Consider the following 18,326-nt stretch of genomic DNA (forward strand, 5'->3'; position numbering starts at 1 on the left):
ATCAGCCAGGGTTTCTGGCGACCGCCATCAGCGTATCCGTCGCATCGATCCTGTTCAGGGCTGCCTCGTAAGCGGACAGGAGATCCGGCGTATCGAGCGCAGCGAGCGTCGATTTATGGCCGCCGGGGCGGCCGACCGAGAGCCAGTTAAGATGATTTGACAGCGGATACCGCTGAACCCCTTCCACAACCGGGTTTTCAAATCCTGCAGCCGCCAGGAGACGTCGCAGACTGTCCCTCGTGTGCAGAACCAGATGCTGGCTCCACAAGGTAAAGCCCTTGAAGGCATCGCATTTCAGCTCGCGCAGCAGCATGTCTCCGGCATGCGGGACTTCAACGATCAGGGTTCCGCCGGGCCTGAGCACACGTTTCAGCTCCCGCAGCACCGGCAGCGGATCGGGCAGATGTTCCAGGACGTGGAAACTGACGGCCGTGTCCATGCTGCCGTCTTCGAGATCTGCCAGGGACGTGTGACATGCGATGCCTTCGTCCCGGAGTGCCCGCACATAGTCCCTTTGCAGTTCCACACCGCAGCAGGACGCGGTCTCGTTCTGAACGTAACGCAGAAAGCTGCCGTCGCCGCACCCGAAGTCGACGATATTCCGTCCGCAGACGAAAGGTTTGCAGGCGGTGGAGCGGCGGGTGGCATCGCGAGTGATTTCGTAATCGCGAGATCCGGTTTTCGCCAGATTGACGTCCCGATATTCCCCCTCCTCGTAGATTTCGTCGCCGCCGTAAAAGCCGTCGATATAGATGACGCCCGACTGGCGGTCCCGGTAAACGGTCACATCGTCACGGTCGCGGGTGCCCGTCGCGAAGACTTCCCGATGCGCCTCGCTTGCCGCACCGATTTCCGACAGGGTCTCGAATATGTTCGTCATCGCAGCAGGCCTCGCCGGGCGTTCGGTTTAAAGGGTCTATCCCAGGTGTGGTTTGCGGCCGCACGCCACCGCAAAAGCTTCTAGAGCGAGCCAATCGCGCGGCGTGTCGAGATCGATTTCCGTTGCGTCGGGGAGAACGACCGGCACGCTTTTTCCGAAAAACCGCTGCCCTGCTTCGATAAACCCGCTTTTGCGCAGCGCATAGATCGCTCCCGTTTCCCTGAATTGTTCCGGCCGATCCTGACGGCGCTGGCGAGGTTTCGAAGCGTCGTGGTTGACGCCGATCCCCGTGCCGTCGGGAGCGATCTCCCAAAGAAACGCATGCACTTCAACGACTGAGAACGCCGTATCGGCGGCCAGGCGCTCGCCGGTGCGCACCACCAGATCGATCTCGTCCGGCGTGGTCAGCGGAGACGTGCATTGCAGGAAGACGATCGTCTCGGCGTCTTCACATTCCCTGCGGGCTCCAACCGCGTGTAACAGCGCTGCTTCCGAGGAGGCTTCGTCGCCGGCAATCTCCGCCGGCCGCAACACGCAGGTCGCGCCATATCTGGCGGCAACATCAAGAATCCCGGGATCATCGCTGGAAACGACGACATCACTAACGGTCTCGGCGGCCAGAGCAGCGCGTATGGCATGGGCAATAAGGGGCTCTCCCAGGAAGGGTTTGACGTTCTTTCCCGGAATACCCTTGGACCCGCCCCGTGCGGGAATGATCGCAACTGCGCGCTTCATGGCGTTCAATCCGCGCTCCCTCAAAGGCCGGGGTTGCTGACGGCTGCCTTTTTCAGGTCGTAGATCGCCATGCGCCGGGCAATCTCCGGGGCAAGGATCTCCGGCTTCCAGCCAAGAAGTTTCTGCGCCTTGCTGTTGTCGCCGCGCAGATAGACAACATCCGAAGCCCGGAAATAGCGCGGGTCGACATAGGCGACCAGTTTGCCAGTCTTGCGATTGTAGCACTTCTCCTCAAGGCCCTCGCCTTCAGAGTAGAGGTCGAACCCCACTTCCTGCGCAGCCATGAAGAGGAATTCCCGAACGGTGTATTCGGTATTGGTCGAGATGACGAAGTCGTCCGGCTCGCCATGATCCAGCATCTTGATCATCATGTCCGTGTATTCAGGCGCATAGCCCCAGTCACGCACGCTGCTGAGATTTCCCAGCGGCATGGCTTCGGCGTCCTGCAGCTTGATGCGGGCGAGCCAACTGGTGATCTTCCTGGTGACGAACTCATAACCGCGCAGCTCGGATTCGTGATTGAAGAGAATGCCGGAGGTCGCGAACATGTCATAAGCCTGCCGGTAGTTCACCACCAGCGAATGAGCGGCCAGCTTTGACACCGCATAAGGGCTGAGCGGGTTAAAGGGCGTCTTTTCCGACTGCGGCTTTTCCAGAACGTCGCCGTACATTTCCGATGTCGATGCCTGGTAGAGCTTCGCATCCAGCTTGAGAAGACGCATGGCCTCCAGAATGTTCAACACGCCCATGTAGTTCACATCGGACGTGTAGTGTGGGAACTGAAAACTGTCCGCGACGAAACTCTGGGCCGCGAGATTGAAGATCATGTCCGGACGGATCTCGTTCAGGACATTCTGCACATTGGCGAATTCCGTGACCTCGAGCGTGCACAGTTTCACTTTCTCACGGATGCCGAGTTCCTTCAGGCGCCCCGTCTTGGACGTGCTGCCGCGCCGCATGGCGCCGTAAACGTCGTCGCCGCGCTCAAGAAGGGCGCGCGCGAGAAAAGCACCGTCCTGACCGGAAATGCCGGTGATCAGTACCTTAGCCATGTTGTTCTCCCAGTTGCAGGATCGCTTTTTCAAATCCGTCACCTTCGGACAGATGACCTTGCCAAACTTCCAGCACCTTGCGGCCCGGACCGTCGATATAGGCTCCCGGATCTCCCAGATCGCCCTTGCCGAATTCGATGCCCTCGCCGTCGATGCCGACGGCGTCGGCTATATGCAGGTGCCGGGCGAGCGGCACGAGCTTGTCGTACCAGCCATGCCAGTCCTGCTTGGCGTAGTTCGCGGACAGGATCAGATGCGACAGATCCAGGCACAGCTCCATGCCGATGTCATTGAGGATCTCGATGTCGTCCGCTCCGCAGAACATGTCCAGTATATCAGCCCCGCCGAAATACCAGGCAATGCGTGGCAGCCACTGGGGATAGACAGGTATGCCCCTTTGCCGGCCGGTCCGGTCCAGATAGTCCTGCAGGCGGCTGTAAGTTTCCCGTTTGCCCTCCTCCAGCAGTCTGGAGAAGCTTCCGACAACAGGAACCGGCGCGCCGGTTCTTGCTTCCAGTTCGAGCGCCAGATCAACGCAGGTGCTGATCACGCGATCACTGCCCGCGAATGTCGCCTCGTCGCCTGAGAGCGGATCGATCAGCGTCTTGCTGTCGATATAGTCGGGAATGTGAATGGAATAGTGCCGCGACAGGTCAAGCCGCGCGAGCCCCTCCTCCATCGTGCCGCCAAAGGTGGCGACCTCTTCATACGACAGATGCAGTTCGTAGTTCTTGATCGGAAAACGGGTCTGCAGGGTCTTGGCGTCATGCAGGCGAACCGGGATTGAAAGCTGTTTTTCATTGCAGAACGCGATCAGCTTCTCGCTCAGCGGCGGTTTGGGATCGCTGAAATGCAGGTCCGAAATGGCGGCGCCTTCGGTTATCCGCCGTTTGACTGCTTTCAACCCGCGGTGTTTCACATCCGCCCAAGTCAGGCCTTTCCGCGGCGCCTTGATGACGGTGTTCTGCGCATTCAGCGTTTCGCCCGGCGCGATGTCCCGACTGGCATAAAGCGACGAGCCGAGGTTCTGCATGTTGATGCGCTCACCCTGATTGACTTCGCGCCGTCCACTGCCCTGAACCGTCTCAAAGGCGTTGAGAAGTTTGCACATGCGGCGGAATTCTTCAGGATCGGAACTCGAGCTGTCGTCGATGCCCTTGCCCAACTTGTCCATGGTCAGATGGCGTTCGAAAACGGTCGCCCCGTTGGCCGCTGCAATCAGGCACACTTCCCAGTCCTGATCGTGGCTGGAATAGCCGACAGGCGATGCGGTCCGTTCCTTCAGGGTCCGAAGAAAACCCATCTGCTGGTTGCCGAGCAGGACCGGATAATTGGAGATGCAGTGAAGATAGATGACATCGGGAATGTCGCGAGTGCGGTCGATCGCGCTGAAGATATCTTCTTCCGAGTGGCCGCCGGTGCTCAGAATCAAGGGTTTTCCAAAGCCTGCCATGGCGGAAATCAGGTCTTCGTTCAGCAGTTCCGCCGAAGGGACCTTGAAAAAATCGAAGCGGGCGATGTCATCGCCGAAATCAGAGGCGTCCCCGGACTTGAAGAAACTGATCCCCGCAGCCATTCCCTGCTGCTTTATCAGGTCCACCAGTTGCAGAACGCGCTCGGGCGGGATGTAATTGTCGTCGATCTCCCTCGACAGGATCTCGTCGCCGATCTCATTCGTCGCCTGATAGAAACCGTGCTTTGCCCGGTACTGAAATTTCGCTCCCCAGGCACCGGCGTCCGCGGCGATTTTTATGAGCTGTCCGGCAATTTCGGTAGACCCGCGGTGGTTAATGCCAAGTTCAGCAATGATTTTCATCTCAAGCAACCCAAACCAAAACACGCACCACAGAGTTGGGACCCATGTTTTTCAAAGCAGTTTGACCGGAGAGTATTGCAAGGCCCAAGCAGTTGATATTGATCCGGGCGCCCCTCGGCGCACCTTCCACAGATAAGCGCGCAATTTTGCACGCATTTTTCCCAAACACGGCGGCAAGCCGGTTTGCGGGACGTTTCCGGAGAGCGAAAAAACGAAAAAGGCCGGACGGATCCGGCCTTCAGGTGATTCTGCCATTCAGGCTGCGACTAGCCGACAAACGCCCGTTCGACGACGAATTCGGCAGGCTTGTTGTTGGCGCCCTCCGTCAGACCGGCTTCTTCCAGAAGCGCTTTCGTGTCGCGGAGCATGTCCATGGAGCCGCAGATCATGCCGCGGTCGATGGCCGGATCCAGAGGCGGCACACCAAGATCTTCAAACAGCTTTCCGGATTTGATCAGGTCGGTGATCCGTCCCTTGCGCGGAAAGTCCTCGCGCGTCACGGAGGTGTAATGCACCAGCTTGTCCTTTGCGAACTCGCCGATCAGCGGGTCGTTGAGAGTTTCCTGGACGAGGTCTTCACCGTATTTCAACTCGGCAACTTCCCGGCACGTATGGGTCAGGATGACCTGGTCGAACTTTTCATAGGTGTCTGGATCGCGGATCAGGCTGGCAAAGGGAGCAATGCCGGTTCCAGTAGAGAACATATAGACGCGTTTGCCGGGAACCAGCGCGTCGTTGACGAGCGTACCGGTCGACTTCTTCTTCATCAGCACGGCATCGCCGGGCTGGATTTTCTGCAGATGCGACGTCAGCGGCCCATCCGGAACCTTGATCGAGAAGAACTCCAGCTCCTCATCCCATGCCGGGCTGGCGATGGAATAAGCCCGGTAGAGCGGTTTGCCGTCGATCATCAGACCGATCATGACAAATTCGCCGGACCGGAACCGGAAGCTTGCCGGGCGGGTCATGCGGAAGCGGAACAGATGGTCCGTGTAATGCTGGACGGTCTTCACTTCTTCCACAAACACACCGGCTGGTGCAGCGGCTTCCAGGTCTGCGGGTTTGGCAAGTACATTCATTTCAATCGGCTTCCGTGGGTCATCGCATCAGTTACGTCCTGCCTCATGTACCACCACTCCCGCCTTGACTTGAAGCAACCTTGATCCACGAAATCGTCTTTTCGCAAAAAAAACATTCTGAATATGCCCCTTTTGCGGTGTCCGGGCAGCTCTGTCAGCGGTTTCCCTCCACCCGACCCGAAGATCGCGCAAAACCTTCACACGGACGGGAGACCACCTTTCCCGGTGCGGACATGCTTGCGCGCATAGATAATCGGCAGCGCTTGATGAAAAGTTTCTCATCAGGAGGACGGCATGTGCAAACGGGCACGTTTAATTGTGACAATTTCAAGAATATTCATAATTGCGTCGTTTTTTATTTGACAGATAAATACAAACTGCAAAACTTACTGCTAACAAAAGATAATAAGAAATAATACCTTCCAACGAGGCTAAGTAAATGTCCGGACGCGCCCACGAAGAAACAGGCCAGACAATAGCATTCGTGTTGTTGGACCGGTTTTCCATGAACGCTTTCGCCAGCGTCATTGAACCCCTCCGAATAGCAAACAGGCTGCTCGGCAGAGATTATTATGCATGGACAACTTATTCCCTGGATGGGAATTCAGTCCAGGCAAGTAACTCTTGCGAAGTTACCGTAAATAAATCTATTCGCGAACTTCACGACGCCGATATTACGCTTCTTTGTACTGGTATTGACGTGGAGCGGCTTCCGCTGGATCCCGACCTTGGCAGCAAGCTGCGCCGCCTCAATGCGATGGGCCGGACCTTCGGCGCGATCTGCACCGGGGCTTACCTGCTTGCCCGCTACAATCTTCTCGACGGCCGGCGCTGCACCATTCACTGGGAAAATCTGCGCTCGCTGCGGGAGGAGTTCCCGGACGTGGAGGTCACTTCCGACATTTTCGCGATCGACCGCAACTGCATCACCTGCGCCGGCGGCATGGCGTCCCTCGACATGATGCTGCGGCTGATCGCCATTCAGCATGGTGCCTATCTCGCCCATGAAGTGGCCGAGGTCGCGCTTTACCAGAACATGCGGTCAGGCGAGTCCGCGCAGCGGCACGACATCGAGGCGCGCACCGGCATTTCCAATGCCAAGATCCTTGATGCTATCCGCATCATGGACCTGCATATCGAGGACCCGCTGAGCTGCCAGCAGCTTGCCATGACAGTCAATCTGTCTCCGCGCCAGTTGGAACGCCTGTTCCGCCGTCACTTCAATTGCACGCCGGGCCAGTATTACCTGCGTCTGCGTCTGGAAACGGCCCGCGACCTGCTGCGCCGGACCAGCCGTCCGGTTCTGGACGTTGCCCTTGCCTGCGGCTTTGCCTCCACCTCGCATTTCACCAAATGCTACCGCGAGCGCTTCCTGTGCACGCCGACCGAGGAACGCCAGTCCTATCAATGGGCCAACACCAAGCCGACCTCCGGTGTGGGCACGGCAACTCCAATGCGGCTCGTCGCAAAGTAGGCAGCGCTCACCGCTTTCCTGATTGGAAAGTACCGTAAGAGGCAACGGCCGCCCCGGCCCTGAGCCGGGGTCCCGTTGCCGATTGCGAGACCCGGCGCAAGGCCGGGACAGCTCGATGGATGCTGTTTGTCGCGCTGAAGTCTCCTAATGCATCAGCCGCCAGAGCCCCAGGGGAATGAGGTACAGGCCGAGCAGCAGGATCGAGGCGAGGATCAGCCTGCGAAAGGCGGTTTCGGAAATCCGCCGGCGGATCATCTGGCCTGCCAGGACGCCGGCGAGCGAGGGCACCACCAGTGCCAGAGATGCCACGGCTTCGCGCCCGCCCATCAGTCCGAAACCGCCCAATGATGCCCCAAGAGCAATGGTCGACAGCAGGAACAGCAGCCCCATGGCCTGGATGAGCTCGTCCCGTTTCAACCCCAGCGACTGAAGATACATGACGCCGGGCACCGAGTAGGACCCGGTCAATCCGGAAAGGACGCCGTTGAGCAGCCCCAACCCAACTCCGACAGGGATTTCCAGCCTTGCTGGAAGCCGCAAGACAACGCCGATGAGCATGGGAACCGCATAGGCGACCATCAGCACGCCGAGCAGCAGATCAGCCGCGCCGCCCGGTATCTGCGTCAGGATGAAGGTACCGGCGGACAGCATAGCAACGGCTGCCAGCAGAAACGGCCACAAGCGGCGCAGCAGCGATCTGAGATATCCGCCGGATAGTGCCTGCCAGGCATTGACGAGAAACGCCGGCCAGAGGATCAGCACCATGGCCTTCTCGACACCGACGAACACGGTCATCAGACCGAGACCGATCGTCGGCAGTCCGAAGCCGACCAGTCCCTTGACGAACCCCGCCCAGATGAAGACCAGGACCGCGACGAGAACAAGCTCCGGTGAGACCGCCATCTGCCCCGTCACGACCCGGTCCTCCGTCTCATCCTTGCCTCCTCATGGATTTCGGCGCTGTATTTTTCCAGATCGTCCAATCGGCGGTTCGGAAATGCAGAACCTCCTCAATAGAACCAACCCGCGGATTGATAAAGTGCGGACCGCAAAAGATGCTCTGGACGAAGGCCCGGCGGCATTTCACCCCTGGAATGAAACTGCTAACGTCCTGCCATGACGTCCATAAAGCTTCCCAGGCTGCCGAACGCTTCCGCGCGGCGGCTCTTCCTCGACAAGCACGGCCTTGGCAGCACTCCGAAGGGAAGCGGCAAGGGCGACGACCTGGCGGCTGTCATCGACGAACTCGGGTTCGTGCAGGTCGACAGCATCAACACGGTCGCCCGTGCCCACCACATGATCCTTGCGGCCCGCAGGCCTGCCTACAAGGAAAAGAACCTGAAACGGCTGCTGGAACGTGACCGTCATCTGTTTGAGCACTGGACCCACGACGCAGCCGTGATCCCGACGGCTTTTTTCCCCCATTGGCGCCTTCGGTTTTCGCGCGACAGGGAGAGGCTCATCGGGCGTTGGCGAAACTGGCGGCGCGACGGATTTGAGGAAAAATTCGACGAGATCCTCAAACAGGTCAGCGCGCACGGCCCGGTTACCTCCGCGACGGTCGGCGAAGACGAAAAGCGCAGCAGTGGCGGCTGGTGGGACTGGCACCCGTCGAAGACCGCGCTGGAGTTCCTCTGGCGTACGGGTGAATTGTCCGTCTGCGGCCGGGACGGGTTCAAGAAGGTCTATGACCTGACCGAACGCGTTATTCCGGCGGAGCATCTGGCCACGCGTATCGACACCGAAGAGACGATCGACTGGGCAGCTCGCTCCGCGCTTGAGCGCCTCGGGTTCGCCACCTCGGGGGAAATTGCCGCCTTCTGGGACCTGATAACGCCGCAGGAAGCGAAACTCTGGTGTCAGCGCGCGCTTGAGACGGGCTCCATCATGGAGATCGAGATCGAGTGCATAGACGGCCCGCCGCGCAAGGCGTTCGCCTTTCCCGAAACGCTGGAGACGCTGGACGCCCTGCCCGAACCACCGGCGCGCATCCGCATCCTGTCACCTTTCGACCCGGCACTGCGTGACCGCAAGCGCGCCGAGCGCCTCTTCGGGTTTTCCTACCGCATCGAGATCTTCGTTCCCGAACCCAAACGCAAATACGGCTATTATGTCTTTCCTGTTCTGGAACGCGACAGGATGATCGGCCGCATCGACATGAAGGTCTTCAGGGCTGAAGGGCGGCTGAACGTCCGTGCGTTCTGGCCGGAAGACGGCGTCCGCATGACCAAGGGCCGCCTTGCGCGGCTGGACGCCGAACTGGCCAGAGCCGCGCGGTTTTCGAACTGCACGGACATCACCTTCGAGACCGGCTGGCTGCGCTGAAATGGCGCGCAGTTCCACTGGCATTTCTCCGTAAAAAGGAATAGTTTCATAATATCGAAATTATTCATCAAACGGAGGCTGTCATGACAGTGGAACGTGGAATTATGTTGGTCGTCGGCGTGCTGGTTCTCGCCTCGGTGCTGCTGGCCGTCTACGTCAACATCAACTGGCTTTGGCTGACCGGAATCCTGGGTGCACACCTGATCGTGGCGTCCTTCACCGGCTTTTGCCCGGTCGTGATGATCCTGAAGAAGATCGGTCTGCCGCAGAAAGCGGGTTTTTCCTGACATAAAGCCGGTAGCGGAGCTTCCGACCTCAGGCGGAAACCCGTCGCTCCAAAGGTGTCAGTTGACGAAACGGATAGGCATTTCACGTCTTGTCGTCCCTGCCTTCGCAGGGACGACAAACAAGACCGATGGATAAAAATCGGAGCACTCTCTGGTGGGAGGCGTATCGGGTTTGAGAAATCTCGGCACGCGAGTGGCCGCGCAGAGACGCTGCGAAGCCGTCCTTATCTCCAATCGAGAACGACCTTGCCGGCCTCGCCGGATTTCATCGCGGCAAAGCCCTTTTCAAAATCATCGACACCAAAGCGGTGCGTGATGACCTTGCGCACATCGAGGCCGTTCTGCAGCATGGCGATCATCTTGTACCAGGTCTCGAAGATCTCGCGGCCATAGACGCCCTTGATGGTGATCGCCTTGAAAACGATCTTCGACCAGTCCACCGGTGACTTGCCGGGAGGAATGCCGAGCAGCGCGATCCGCCCTCCCATGACGAGATTTTCGACCATTTGATCCAGAGCCACCTGGCTTCCGGACATTTCCAGCCCGACGTCGAAGCCCTCGCGCATGCCGAGTTTCTTTTCAACGCCCTTGAGATCTTCTTCGGCGACATTCACCGGGAAGACGTCCGCGACCCTGGCAGCCAGATCGAGCCGTGCCTGGTTGATGTCGGTGATGACAACATTGCGCGCACCGGCATGGCGGGCAACCGCTGCCGCCATGATCCCGATCGGCCCCGCACCGGTGATCAGCACGTCTTCTCCGATCAGGTCGAAGCTGAGCGCGGTATGCACCGCATTGCCCAGAGGATCGAGAATGGCGCCGATCTCATCGTCTATTTCGTCCGGCAGCGGTACGACATTGAACGCAGGCAAGCGCAGATATTCGGCGAAAGCGCCCTGTTCGTTGACGCCGATGCCGCGGGTTTCCGGATCGAGATGAAACTTTCCCGCCCGCGATTGACGGGAGTTCTTGCCGATCAGATGCCCCTCGCCGGAACAGCGCTGGCCGATCTCGAAGTCGTTGACGTTTCTGCCCAGTTCGACAATCTCACCGGCGAACTCGTGACCGGTGATCATCGGCACGGGAACGGTGCGCGCCGCCCACTCGTCCCAATTCCAGATGTGAATATCGGTGCCACAGATACCGGTCTTGTTGATCCTGATGAGAACATCGTCCGGGCCGATGTCCGGCACCGGCGCCCGCGTCATCCAAAGGCCTTCCTTCGGCTCCGATTTGCAAAGGGCCTTCATCTGGTTGCTGGTCATGACAGGGCTCCCGTGGCCTTGCCGGCCTTTTCGAACGCTTCAAGCGCGCGGTCGAGATCGTCCCGGGTCAGCGCTGCGTTCATCTGTGTCCGGATGCGCGCCTGTCCCCGTGGCACCACCGGGAAGAAGAAGCCGGAAACATAGACGCCTTCCTCGAAGAGTTGCGAGGCCATCGCCTGCGCCAGATGCGCTTCGCCCAGCATCACCGGTATGATCGGATGTTCGCCCGGCAACAGCGTGAAACCAAGCTGCTCCAGCCCGGCGCGCCAGTAGCGGGCATTGTCGAAGAGGGCCCGGCGCAGCTCGTCGCCCTCCACCACCAGCCGGATCGCCTCAAGGCCGCTCATGACGACCGCAGGCGGCAGGGAGTTGGAAAAGAGGTAGGGCCGCGCCCGTTGGCGCAGAAGGTCGATGACCGGCTGCGGTCCGGCGATGTAGCCACCGATGCCGCCGCCCAGCGCCTTGCCGAGCGTTCCGGTGAGGATGTCGACATCGACGCCGAAATGGGCGGGGGTGCCTTCGCCCTTCGGGCCCATGAAACCGGTCGCGTGGCAATCGTCCACCATCACCACGGCGTCATAGCGTCTGGCGAGTTCGGTGATGCCGGGGAGATTGGCCAGATAGCCGTCCATCGAAAAGACGCCGTCGGTGGCGATCATGATGTGGCGGCAGCCTGCCGCGCGTGCTTCCTTCAGTTTTTCCTCGAGGTCCGCCATATCGGAATTGGCGTAGCGGTAGCGCTTTGCCTTGCACAGGCGGATGCCGTCGATGATCGAGGCGTGATTGAGCGCGTCCGATATGATCGCGTCCTCGGGGCCGAGCAACGGCTCGAACAGCCCGCCATTCGCGTCGAAACAGGCGGCGAACAGGATGGAATCCTCCTTGCCGAGGAATTTTGCCAGACGCTGCTCGAGTTCGCGGTGAATGTCCTGGGTGCCGCAGATGAAACGCACGGACGCCATGCCGTAGCCCTTGGGTCCGAGCGCCTTGCGCGCCGCCTCTTCCAGGGCCGGATGATCGGCCAAGCCAAGATAGTTGTTGGCGCAAAGGTTGATGACTTCCCTGCCCCCGACCGTGATACGCCCGCCTTGCGGCGAGGTGATCAGCCGCTCTCGTTTGTAAAGTCCCTCGGCTTCGATCTCTTTCAGGGTCTCGGTGATATAGGTCAGGAAAGCGTCGGACACGGGGCTTCTCCGGCAAAATGGATCTTTCATCCACTATGCCGGATTTTCATTCGGAATAAAAGATTCACTTTCCAGTATGACGGAAATTTGTTTCCGGGGCGTTCCTAGAACTTCACCACAAGCAATATGGCCCGCGCAGGTCCGTTGACCGCCTCGATGCAATGAGGCACGTCGGCGGCATAGCGGGCGGTGTCGCCCTTGCTGATAATGCCGCTGGCGACACCGGAGGTCACCTGCAGTTGCCCGTCCTCGGCGATCAGCTGCTCGCGGGTGCCCCGTTCATGCGGCCTGCTGTCGAGCACACCGCCCTGCGTGAATATCAGCTCATAAACTTCGTGGCGGCCTGCGTCCTGCGGCGGCGAGAGAATGCGTATCTTGCAGCCGTCTCCGGCACGGTCCAGCGCAGGGGTCTGATGCTCATGCAGAATTTCGACCCGGTCCTCCGCTGTTTCCTCACCCAGCAGGCCGGCAAAGTCGACATTCAGCGCCCGGGTCAGATTGAGCAGCGTCGCGACGGTGGGATTGGATTCGCCGCGTTCGATCTGGCTCACCATGGAGCGCGAGACGCCCGAAAGCTTTTCTACCGCTTCAAGCGACAGCCCTTGTGCCCGCCGGGCTTTCTTGAGGCGCGCAGGCAATCGCGCGAGGATATGCTTATCTGTCATGACGGAACTAAAATCCGTTTGGGCAGACATTGCAATCGCAATGTCGCTTTTTGGGAGACTACGGGCACAATCAGACCGGTCTTGAAAATTCATCCCGGAGCCAGTCAAGGAGCCCCTGAATTTCCCGGTGATTACCGGATCTGGTGCCCCGAAAAACCGAAATTTCGGTCGGGCGCTCTACGATTTCCCGACAGGGCCGTATCAACTTGCCTTCGTCCAGAAGGCTCTCCACGGTCCGTCCCCAGCCTAAGGCCATGCCCTGACCTGCAACAGCGGCCTGAAGCACAAGCGGAAAGCTGTCAAAGGTGATCGTGCGGATGTCGCGCCGCAAAGGCGTACCAACCACGTTGAACCAATCCGGCCAATCCATCCAGTCCTTCGGAAGCACTCTGTGTGAGAGCAAGGGAAAGTCTGCCAGGTCCCCCAGGGACAGAGGAAGCTGTTTTCCCTCAATCAGCCTGGGGGACACAACCGGGAAAATCTCGTCAGATGCCGTGAAAGCGAGACGGGCACTGCCCGAAGCGCGCCCGGAAGTCTGAATTGCAACGTCGAAGGGCTCGGTAGCTTGAGTCAATGGCGCCAGGGAGCTTACCACCCGAAGTTCAATACCCGGATTGCGTTCGTGAAAACGCGACAGGCGCGGCATAAGCCAGTAGAACGCCTCACATAACTGACAATGAAGCAGCAGTCCGCCCGGACGCCCGCCTCCACGGAGCTCGGCCGCTTCGGCCGCTATGTCGCCCAGCGCAGCACTCACCACCTCTCCGAACCGGCGTCCTTCTTCGGTCAGAAACACGGCCCGGTTCCGGCGCTCAAACAGACGAACGCCCAGATCCTCTTCCAAGGCGGCAATCTGTTTACTGACTGCGGTCTGAGTTTGCCGCAGTTCGACCGCCGCCTCCGTGAAACTCTCCAGACGCGCCGCCGCCTCGAACGGGCGAAGACGGCCGAGATGAGGCAAGGCTCGCGTGATGTTTTCCATTCCAAAATCTCATCTATTTTAGACGATAATTCGATTTTCTAACATGTTGATGTCTGTTCTTCATCTATTATGGAATGGATAGCTTCAAATTTGAACCGAATGGATTCCCGCACGCTCGGCATCGTCTCGATTCTGTTTGCGGTCTTTTTGCTGTCGCTTTCCGACGCCTTCGTGAAAATCACGGGCGACCGCTTCGGTCTCGGACAGATCGTTTTTCTGCGCTCGCTTGTGGCTGGTGCCGTGATCGCAGCCGCGATTTGCACTTTGTCTCATCCGGCAAACCTACTTCCCAGGCGGCCGACCTGGGTCTGGGCCCGCAGCCTCTGCCTCACCGGAATGTGGTTTTGCTATTATGCAGCGCTCCCCTCGATGTCACTTCCCCTCGCTGCAGCGTGCTATTATTCGTCCCCGGCCTGGATGGCGGTCATGTCGCATTTCCTGCTTCGGGAAAAGATAGGCCGACAGCAGTGGATCGCGGTTCTTTTCACACTTGCAGGCGTGGCGCTGGCGGTGTCACCGGATGTCGGCACTCTGACGTTGGTGACACTCCTGCCTCTGCTCGCGGCTCTCTTTTATGCGATTGCCGCCATCCTCACCCGCAGCAGATGCCAGTCAGAAGCCCCTATGGTTCTGGCATGGAACCTGAATGTGACACTCGTAATCTCCAGTGGCGCGGTCCTTCTCGGTATTGCGCAGTTTATGCCTGACGAACAGGACGCATTCGCCCTTGCGGTCTGGCAGCCGTTGATGCCTGAAGACTGGTTTGTGTTCGCTGTGCTCGGCGTTTTTCTCGCGATCATCGCCACAGCCGTCGCACAGGCCTACAGACTGGCGCCGTCGCCGACCGTAGGCGTCTTCGACACGACATATCTTCTGTTTGCTGCTCTTTGGAGTGTGATCCTGATTGGCGAGTTGCCCACAGCGCGGGAAACGGGGGGAATGGTTCTGGTTGCGGCCGGCGCGTTCCTCATGTCCGTTAAAATGCACAACACCGAACAATAGACCAATACGAAAAAATGATCCCGGGGCCGGATGATCCGCCGCGCGCGGCGCGATGCGACGCCTCGCGCAGGCCGTACAAAACCGGCATTTATGCTGTACGGCTTGAGTGTCCTGCGTGCCCTCCTGATCCCCGGCATCGTGCAGGCAATCCACCAGGACGGTGAAGTCATGATAAGGATCGGCTTCGTGCTCGCCATCTTGACCGTGCTGCTGTTTTTCGTCACGATCCTGCGCCACAGAGAAGTTCAATCTTTCCGCGTCGCGGCTACGTCCGAACGCCGCCTATGCCGCGGGTGCACCGCAGCATACCCCTCTCACAGTAACCGAAGATCTCGGTCTCGCCCGGGGATGCCGTGAAACCGTCGCTTCCGGGGCCCATCCTGTCGCATATGAAACAATTGCTGCACCGCCCTCACCCGTAGCGTTCATGCAAAGGGGGCACAGCGGTCTCAATCCACTCAATCCCCGATAAATCAGAAAACGCTTGGAGCAAGAGCCAATGGCCAGCGATATCGACATTGCCCGTGCCGCCAGCATGAAACCCATCGCAGAGATCGGCGCACGGCTGGATATCCCCGAAGAAGCGCTTCTGCCCTATGGCCGGACGAAGGCCAAGATTTCCGCTGACTTCCTGAAGACCCTCAATGGCCGCAAGGACGGCAAGCTGGTCCTCGTCACCGCAATCAACCCGACACCGGCGGGTGAAGGCAAGACGACGACGACGGTCGGCCTCGGCGACGGTCTCAACCGGATCGGCAGAAACGCGATGATCTGTCTGCGCGAACCCTCGCTCGGGCCGTGTTTCGGCATGAAGGGCGGCGCGGCCGGTGGTGGCTATGCCCAGGTGGTGCCGATGGAAGACATCAACCTGCATTTCACCGGCGATTTCCACGCCATAACCTCGGCGCACAACCTGCTCGCGGCACTGATCGAAAATCATATCTACTGGGGCAACGAGCTCGAAATCGACCAGCGCCGGGTGACCTGGCGGCGGGTCATCGACATGAACGACCGGGCGCTCCGGTCTGTCGTCTGCTCGCTCGGCGGGGTTGCCAACGGCTTTCCGCGCGAATCCGGGTTCGACATCACCGTGGCTTCGGAAATCATGGCAATCCTCTGCCTGGCGACCGACCTCGACGACCTGCAGCGGCGCCTGGGCAACATCATCGTCGCCTACCGCCGCGACCGCTCCGCAGTCACCGCCCGGGACCTGGAAGCCGACGGATCGATGACCGTTCTCCTGAAGGAAGCGCTGCAGCCGAACCTGGTCCAGACGCTTGAAAACAATCCCGCCTTCATCCACGGTGGCCCCTTCGCCAATATCGCCCATGGCTGTAACTCCGTGACCGCAACCGCAACCGCCCTCAAGCTGGCGGACTTCGTCGTCACCGAAGCCGGCTTCGGCGCCGATCTCGGTGCGGAGAAGTTCTTCGATATCAAATGCCGCAAGGCCGGGCTCCATCCGGATGCCGTCGTCATCGTCGCCACTATACGCGCGCTGAAAATGAACGGCGGTGTCGGCAAGGACGATCTGGGCGCTGAAAACGTCAAGGCCGTGACCAAGGGCTGCGCCAACCTTGGCCGGCACATCGAGAACATCAAACAGTTCGGCGTTCCGGCGGTTGTCGCCATCAACCACTTCACGGCGGACACGGAGGCGGAGGTCCAGGCGGTGAAGGACTATTGCGCCGAACTCGGCGTCGAGGCGATCCTCGCCACCCATTGGGCCGACGGTTCGGCGGGCACGGAAGCGCTGGCGGAACACGTCGCGGCGCTTGCCGAAAGTGGCACGGCCCAGTTCGCGCCGCTTTATGAAGACAGCCTGTCCTTGTTCGAGAAGATCGAGACCATCGCCAAGCGGATCTATCGGGCTGACGAGGTCCTGGCGGACAAGTCCGTGCGCGATCAGCTCAGGCGGTGGGAGGCAGACGGGTTCGGCCATCTGCCGGTCTGCATGGCCAAGACCCAGTATTCCTTTTCGACGGATCCGCAACTGCGCGGGGCCCCGACCGGCCACAGCGTCCCGGTGCGCGAAGTGCGCCTGGCCGCCGGCGCCGGTTTCATTGTCGCCGTCTGCGGCGACATCATGACCATGCCCGGCCTGCCACGCGTGCCATCAGCCAATCACATCCGGCTGGATGACAACGGGCAGATCGAGGGGCTGTTCTAGGGCACGAACCCCGCCTCGCTCCTGACCGCGAAACAACTGCGAGGCGTCAGGTCCACCCTCAGCTTCGAAACAGGCGAGCTTTCCTCTTACGCGCACTGCCGTTTTTGCTGTGCCCTGCGGCACAGGTGGCCCTCTGTCAATTGTCGTAACCTTTGGCTGATGATCTCGAAGAGAGATTTCACGCGACCAGAATATCAAGCTTGCCGGAGCAGATGCCTCGTTCGGGAAGCGCTCCGCCTGGCTGCGGAGCGCCTGAACAGCGGGCCTCGGGATGTTCCCGGCAACAACTGCCAAAGGAAGCTTTCGCATGCCGTTAATGGGTTACGATCAGTATCTCATCTATCTTAAAAATTACGAGACGAAGCACTGGTACGGGCGAGGCTTTCGCCAATCCCTCACGATGCAGCCTGTGACTGAAGCCATGAAGATGCCGGCTGGTCCAGGACGCAACTTTGCGGTTCTCACTGCTATCGCCAAGGTGAGAGTGCTGGCTTCCAGGGGCAAACAGGATCAATACGGCGAATTGCTGGAAAAACTGGAGCGGCAGATACAGACAAGTGGACGGCGCGATCTCGATCTAGATGACGCTGCAGTGAGCGGTTACGTGGGCGCTGGTGTCACTGTGAGGAGATACCAGAACGACAACCGCGCCCAGTTGGTGATGACACGCTTGCGTGCGAACTCTTTCAGGAATGCGCTCAGCAGCACACCGCTAATGGCAAGGATGTGGGCGCTCCGGCGCCGGCTTCCGCTCGTCTCCTATGTCGGCATCACTGACCTGACCACGATGCGCTGCTACATGGCTCCGGCTTACTGCCGGAAACCGCCAAGAAACAGCCGAGCCGCGGAGAATTATATAGAAAACTACGGTCCTGAGGACGATGGCGTCATGAATATCATCCATCCTCAGGCTAGCATGAACATGAACCCTGAGATTACCGCAAGTCAGATCCTGAGCATCGACAAAGACATACCGATTTACAATTTTCCGGCAAACCCGTTCAACCCTCTCACAAACGATCCGGACTGGATGGCACAGATCAGCAGTCTCATTGACGGCCAGGCACACGGGAGCCTTTGCGCTCTTGCCGGCAGCCGCCAAGAGGAGTGCCTTGGCTGGGCTCTGAAATTCGACGGGTCCCTTACGAAGGTGAAAATGCGGTTTGCATCGGGCAGAAACAGTTCAAAATTCAACAACACCATACAAAGTCTTACAGATCACCCTGGAAGGGACATGAACATGAACTATGCGTTCTCCCTTGCGGACTGGGTCCGCAGGTGCCTCGGCGGCTCGAATCTGGAGCTTAAGATCATCAATTCACCTCGAAGCGGAAAGAACACCTGGGCCGCCAGCTTCGCGGTGTCACCCTGACGAACACCTTGTGAGAGCGCTGTCGGCTTCCAGCCGCT

The 18,326-nt window shown here is 59.4% G+C and carries 18 protein-coding genes; 7 read left to right on the forward strand and 11 right to left on the reverse strand.

The window, feature by feature from the left end; translation table 11 throughout:
* Window position 1 precedes the first annotated feature (1 nt).
* From Q1B40_RS12615 to Q1B40_RS12635, 5 genes are all read right to left on the reverse strand, one after another.
* Window positions 2-880 (reverse strand): class I SAM-dependent methyltransferase, encoded by an 879-nt coding sequence (locus Q1B40_RS12615; RefSeq protein ID WP_299814710.1) that lies wholly within the window; start codon window positions 878-880, stop codon window positions 2-4.
* A 36-nt stretch (window positions 881-916) separates the two neighbouring features.
* Complete coding sequence (locus Q1B40_RS12620) at window positions 917-1,615, reverse strand: NTP transferase domain-containing protein (protein ID WP_299814713.1); 699 nt, start codon at window positions 1,613-1,615, stop codon at window positions 917-919.
* Between the two features lie 20 nt (window positions 1,616-1,635).
* A complete protein-coding gene (locus tag Q1B40_RS12625) occupies window positions 1,636-2,667 on the reverse strand; it encodes a GDP-mannose 4,6-dehydratase (RefSeq protein ID WP_299814716.1) in 1,032 nt (343 codons plus the stop codon).
* Window positions 2,660-4,483, reverse strand: a complete 1,824-nt coding sequence (locus Q1B40_RS12630) for an N-acetylneuraminate synthase family protein (protein ID WP_299814719.1) — start codon at window positions 4,481-4,483, stop codon at window positions 2,660-2,662. Before Q1B40_RS12630 ends, Q1B40_RS12625 begins: the two co-directional genes overlap by 8 nt.
* A 266-nt stretch (window positions 4,484-4,749) precedes the next feature.
* Window positions 4,750-5,562: a ferredoxin--NADP reductase gene (locus Q1B40_RS12635; protein WP_299814722.1), complete on the reverse strand. Its 813-nt coding sequence runs from the start codon at window positions 5,560-5,562 to the stop codon at window positions 4,750-4,752.
* A gap of 80 nt (window positions 5,563-5,642) precedes the next feature.
* On the opposite strand from Q1B40_RS12635, the gene Q1B40_RS12640 reads away from it, so the two are divergent.
* Entirely contained in the window at window positions 5,643-5,978 is a 336-nt protein-coding gene (locus Q1B40_RS12640; RefSeq protein ID WP_299814725.1) for a hypothetical protein, read from the forward strand.
* Here Q1B40_RS12640 and Q1B40_RS12645 read toward each other — a convergent pair.
* A complete protein-coding gene (locus Q1B40_RS12645; RefSeq protein ID WP_299814945.1) occupies window positions 5,890-6,090 on the reverse strand; it encodes a hypothetical protein in 201 nt (66 codons plus the stop codon). The genes Q1B40_RS12640 and Q1B40_RS12645 overlap by 89 nt on opposite strands.
* On the opposite strand from Q1B40_RS12645, the gene Q1B40_RS12650 reads away from it, so the two are divergent.
* On the forward strand, window positions 6,068-7,036 hold the full coding sequence (locus Q1B40_RS12650; protein ID WP_299814939.1) for a GlxA family transcriptional regulator: 969 nt from the start codon (window positions 6,068-6,070) through the stop codon (window positions 7,034-7,036). The two genes, Q1B40_RS12645 and Q1B40_RS12650, sit on opposite strands and share 23 nt — an antisense overlap.
* Window positions 7,037-7,180: 144 nt before the next feature.
* Here the strand turns inward: Q1B40_RS12650 and Q1B40_RS12655 are convergent, their stop codons facing one another.
* On the reverse strand, window positions 7,181-7,951 hold the full coding sequence (locus tag Q1B40_RS12655) for a sulfite exporter TauE/SafE family protein (RefSeq protein ID WP_299814728.1): 771 nt from the start codon (window positions 7,949-7,951) through the stop codon (window positions 7,181-7,183).
* 201 nt (window positions 7,952-8,152) lie between these two features.
* Between Q1B40_RS12655 and Q1B40_RS12660 the strand changes: the two genes are divergently transcribed.
* Together Q1B40_RS12660 and Q1B40_RS12665 are read left to right on the forward strand one after the other, a co-directional pair.
* Window positions 8,153-9,361 (forward strand): crosslink repair DNA glycosylase YcaQ family protein, encoded by a 1,209-nt coding sequence (locus tag Q1B40_RS12660; RefSeq protein ID WP_299814731.1) that lies wholly within the window; start codon window positions 8,153-8,155, stop codon window positions 9,359-9,361.
* A gap of 83 nt (window positions 9,362-9,444) precedes the next feature.
* Window positions 9,445-9,648, forward strand: coding sequence for a DUF2892 domain-containing protein (locus Q1B40_RS12665; protein WP_299814734.1), 204 nt, complete (start codon window positions 9,445-9,447; stop codon window positions 9,646-9,648).
* Window positions 9,649-9,872: 224 nt separating this feature from the next.
* Here Q1B40_RS12665 and tdh read toward each other — a convergent pair whose 3' ends face one another.
* From tdh to Q1B40_RS12685, 4 genes are all read right to left on the reverse strand, one after another.
* On the reverse strand, window positions 9,873-10,913 hold the full coding sequence (tdh, locus tag Q1B40_RS12670; protein WP_299814737.1) for an L-threonine 3-dehydrogenase: 1,041 nt from the start codon (window positions 10,911-10,913) through the stop codon (window positions 9,873-9,875).
* A complete protein-coding gene (locus tag Q1B40_RS12675) occupies window positions 10,910-12,097 on the reverse strand; it encodes a glycine C-acetyltransferase (RefSeq protein WP_299814740.1) in 1,188 nt (395 codons plus the stop codon). The genes tdh and Q1B40_RS12675 overlap by 4 nt, the downstream gene beginning before the upstream one ends.
* Before the next feature lie 104 nt (window positions 12,098-12,201).
* On the reverse strand, window positions 12,202-12,762 hold the full coding sequence (locus tag Q1B40_RS12680) for a helix-turn-helix domain-containing protein (RefSeq protein ID WP_299814743.1): 561 nt from the start codon (window positions 12,760-12,762) through the stop codon (window positions 12,202-12,204).
* A 70-nt stretch (window positions 12,763-12,832) separates the two neighbouring features.
* Window positions 12,833-13,744, reverse strand: a complete 912-nt coding sequence (locus Q1B40_RS12685; protein WP_299814746.1) for a LysR substrate-binding domain-containing protein — start codon at window positions 13,742-13,744, stop codon at window positions 12,833-12,835.
* A 99-nt stretch (window positions 13,745-13,843) separates the two neighbouring features.
* Here Q1B40_RS12685 and Q1B40_RS12690 point away from each other — a divergent pair, with 99 nt between their 5' ends.
* The 3 genes from Q1B40_RS12690 (at window position 13,844) to Q1B40_RS12700 (ending at window position 18,288) form a co-directional block, all read left to right on the forward strand.
* Complete coding sequence (locus tag Q1B40_RS12690) at window positions 13,844-14,746, forward strand: DMT family transporter (RefSeq protein WP_299814941.1); 903 nt, start codon at window positions 13,844-13,846, stop codon at window positions 14,744-14,746.
* A gap of 499 nt (window positions 14,747-15,245) precedes the next feature.
* Entirely contained in the window at window positions 15,246-16,916 is a 1,671-nt protein-coding gene (locus tag Q1B40_RS12695; RefSeq protein WP_299814750.1) for a formate--tetrahydrofolate ligase, read from the forward strand.
* A gap of 271 nt (window positions 16,917-17,187) precedes the next feature.
* Complete coding sequence (locus Q1B40_RS12700; RefSeq protein ID WP_299814753.1) at window positions 17,188-18,288, forward strand: hypothetical protein; 1,101 nt, start codon at window positions 17,188-17,190, stop codon at window positions 18,286-18,288.
* Window positions 18,289-18,326 lie beyond the last annotated feature (38 nt).

The sequence above is a fragment of the uncultured Roseibium sp. genome (genome assembly GCF_947496995.1).
Classification (GTDB): domain Bacteria; phylum Pseudomonadota; class Alphaproteobacteria; order Rhizobiales; family Stappiaceae; genus Roseibium.